Below are 3,453 nucleotides of genomic sequence, written 5' to 3'. Positions count from 1 at the left end.
TTTTTATTTGTTTTTTTAAGTTTAATTTGACTATCAATCAAGAAGGATACAGCGTTTTTTATAACTATAAGGTACACAGCATTTTTTCCCTGTTCCCGATTCCCGATTCCCGATTCCCGATTCCCGATTCCCTGTTCCCTGTTCCCTACTCCCTACTCCCTACTCCCTACTCCCTGCTCCCTATTCCCTTTAATTAGGATTTCAATCAGCAAGAGTAACAGTTAGTTGTTGCTGATTGAGATAAAAGTAGTGACCACGCTTAGCCATCAATGTTTCGTGGTTACCACTTTCGACCAAGATTCCTCGATCAAGTACTAGAATTACATCAGCTTGGCGCACGGTAGAGAGGCGATGAGCAATAACTAAGGTGGTTCGACTTTTCAAAATTGAGTTGAAGTTAGTTTGAATGATGCGCTCGGATTCAGCATCCAGGTTGCTGGTGGCTTCATCTAAAATCAACAAGCGGGGATTCCCTACCAAAGCACGGGCGATCGCTAGGCGCTGACGTTGACCACCAGATAACATACCACCCCCCTCGCCAATTTGAGTCTCATAACCCATGGGTAGCTGTTTAATAAACTCATCTGCACCAGCCTGTCGCGCTGCTTCCATAATTTTTGCTAGGGTTGCTGAGGGATCGCCCATGGCAATGTTTTCCCGAATAGTTTTGCCAAACAGAAATGTATCTTGGTTAACTACACCAATTTGCTCCCGCAATGAGCGCAGGGAAAGACTGGTGATGTCTTGACCATCAATTAACACTTTGCCATCTGTGGGGGTATAAAGCCCCAAAACCAATTTGGAAATGGTGGTTTTCCCTGAACCACTGCGACCGACTAGGGCTACCATTTGCCCTGGTTTGACCTCAAAACTGAGATTTTCCAGTACATTAATATCGCTTTGAGGGTGATAACGAAAGGTGACTTGCTCAAAGCGAATGTGACCCTTCAGTTGTGGTAAGGATTGACGAGGTTGCTGCTGCAAATCTTCTTCTGGTTCCGCATCCAGCACATCATTGATGCGTTCCACTGCAATCAGCACTTCCTGTAACTCATTCCACAACACCGTTATGCGCTGGAAGGGGTTAATCACATTATTTAGCAACATATCAAAGGCAACTAATTGACCGATGGTGAGTTGGTTTTGAATCACCAGCCACGCTCCATACCACAGCAGAGCAGTAGTAGCAACTGTTTCGATAGTGTTACTGAATATTTGTAACTGGTTGCTGATGATTTGCCCAGAAAAGCTAGTTTTGATTGACTTATTCAGCAGTTCCTCCCAATGCCAGCGCACTGTTTGTTCAACTGCCATGGATTTAACTGTGTTAATCCCGGTCAGGGTTTCGATCAGATAACTTTCTTGATTAACTAAAGCATCGAATATTTCTCGGGAAATCCGGCGCAAGAAGGGGGTGGCTATTAATGCCAGCAGGAAAAATGGCGGCACAATTAACAACACTAGCGCTGCGAGTTTCCAGCTGTACCAGAACATCAGACTCACGTAGACAAAAACAGTGAGTAAGTCGAGCAAGATTGATATAGCTTCGCCAGTGAGGAAGCTTTGAATTTTTTCGTTTTCCTGGACGCGGGAGACAATGTCACCGACAAAACGAGACTCAAAGAAGTTTAAGGGTAATCGGAAGGTATGGCGAATAAACCCGACAATCAGCGCCAGATCGACTTTGTTAGCGGTGTGGTCTAGCAAATATTGCCGTAAGCCAGTCATGGCAACTTGGAATAAGCCAAACAGCAGCAAGCCTAACCCAACAGCGTTTAAGGTCAGAGTACTACCTTGCACTATTACCCGGTCTAACAATAGCTGTGTGAATAGAGGTGTAACTAGTCCGAAGATCTGAACTAAGATAGATGCGATCAATACCTCTAGAAGCACCAGCCCGTGAGGTTTCATTAATTCAAAGAACTGCCAGAAGGCAACACTGGCCTCCTTGGCTTCCTTGAGCATTGCTGTCGGTTGCAACAGAAGGGCATAGCCAGTCCAATTTGCTTTGAAATCGGAATGGTTGAAGGTTTTTTGACCAATGGCAGGGTCTCCTACAATTACGCGATCGCGAGTCACTTTATAGACCACGATGTAGTGTCTGCCCTCCCAATGGGCAATAGCGGGCAGTTTCTCTGTTGCCAATCGGTCGAGACTAGCTTTGACCGGTCGGGTAGAAAAGCCGATGCTTTCTGCTGCTGTAGCTAGACCTCGTAGTGATGTGCCATTGCGGTCAACATTGGCAACATCCCGCAAACGATTAACGCTGAAACGCTTACCCCAGTAGCGACCGATCATAACTAAACAAGCAGCACCACAATCTGAGGAACTCTGTTGGGCAAAGAACGGATAGCTTTGAGTAACTTGCTGCCACCAATGGCTGACTTTGACTGTAGGGTTGGGAAAGTAAACTCGACGGGTCTTGGGCTTTGGTTTTCGCTCTGGAGACGGTTGAGCAGGTGCGACAGCTGACAAGGTATTAGCCAATGCTGGCATAGATTGCTCGTTAGCCGATGGGGTAGCATCAGACTCAATCAGCTCACTAAGTTGTGGCAAGTGGAGTAGGGCAATTTTGCTATCACCATTGCTGAGACTATATAGCTGAGTTGGCATCCTCACCTGCCAAGAGTTTCCTTCCTTTAACTGGGAGGGAGTGTAGATGCTGCCAGCATTGAGGGTTTTGCCAGAACCATGGAGTAGCTCTCCGTGTCGGAGCAGCCAAAGTTTTTGATTCTTTAGTAGAGAATCTGGGAGTGTGCCGACTTCCAGAGTATAGGGTTTTAATAGGGATAGGGTTTTAAGTAATCCTTCTCGGGGTAGATTCTCGAAAAAACCATTGCGACGACACAATAAGAATAGATCCCGCAATACTGCTTGTCTATGCAGGTGATCCCTGATGGTAGGATAGTTACGGAGCAAGGGCTGCAACAACTCACCAGCAAGATAGCAAACCTTGAGCTTGACAGAAGCTCTGGCAGTGTAAGGCTGAAACGATTCTTCTGGAAACAAGGTCAGCTCGCCGAAGGTGCTGGATGCTTCTAGGGAAGCCAGTAAGTTATTGTCCTGATCGAGGAGCCTAACTTTGCCAGCCATAACCATGTAAACGCCAACATTCCCATTACCTGCTTGCCAGAATGCCTTACCTGCCCTTGGTTCCAGAATTTTAATACCTTTGAAGCAGCGGTCGAGTTCCTGTTGAGGGAGTGCTTGTCCCAGGGTCTGGGCAAGTTGTTGAGCAAAATATTGCTTGAAAGCAGCTTGAGACGATGAATCCTGAACCATGGAGTTTACTCCAATCAATCAAAACATTCCTAGAGCTTGGATTCAGTAATAAAAATTTGGGTATAATGTCTTGATGCAATTCCGTAAGTTTTGACTGACAAAAATCTACTTGTGAAATATTACTGAATTAGCTCTGATTAGGATTGAATTTACAATCATTACTTCCTAATG

At 45.6% G+C, this 3,453-nt stretch carries 2 protein-coding genes; one reads left to right on the top strand and one right to left on the bottom strand.

What is annotated here, in order from left to right; translation table 11 throughout:
* On the top strand, positions 1 to 197 hold a 197-nt coding region (locus tag F6K53_RS35840; protein WP_293084136.1), incomplete at its 5' end, for a hypothetical protein.
* Positions 198 to 201: 4 nt separating this feature from the next.
* Here F6K53_RS35840 and F6K53_RS35835 read toward each other — a convergent pair.
* Positions 202 to 3,282 (bottom strand): peptidase domain-containing ABC transporter, encoded by a 3,081-nt coding sequence (locus tag F6K53_RS35835; protein ID WP_293084133.1) that lies wholly within the window; start codon positions 3,280 to 3,282, stop codon positions 202 to 204.
* Between the last annotated feature and the right edge of the window lie 171 nt (positions 3,283 to 3,453).

Source organism: Moorena sp. SIO4A1 (assembly GCF_010672065.1).
Taxonomy (GTDB): Bacteria; Cyanobacteriota; Cyanobacteriia; order Cyanobacteriales; family Coleofasciculaceae; genus Moorena.
This window is presented reverse-complemented; position numbering and strand designations above follow the sequence as displayed.

Bases quoted from the DNA above. Each gene is read 5' to 3' on its own strand.
- F6K53_RS35835 (WP_293084133.1), bottom strand. From the start codon at position 3,282: ATGGTTCAGGATTCATCGTCTCAAGCTGCTTTCAAGCAATATTTTGCT.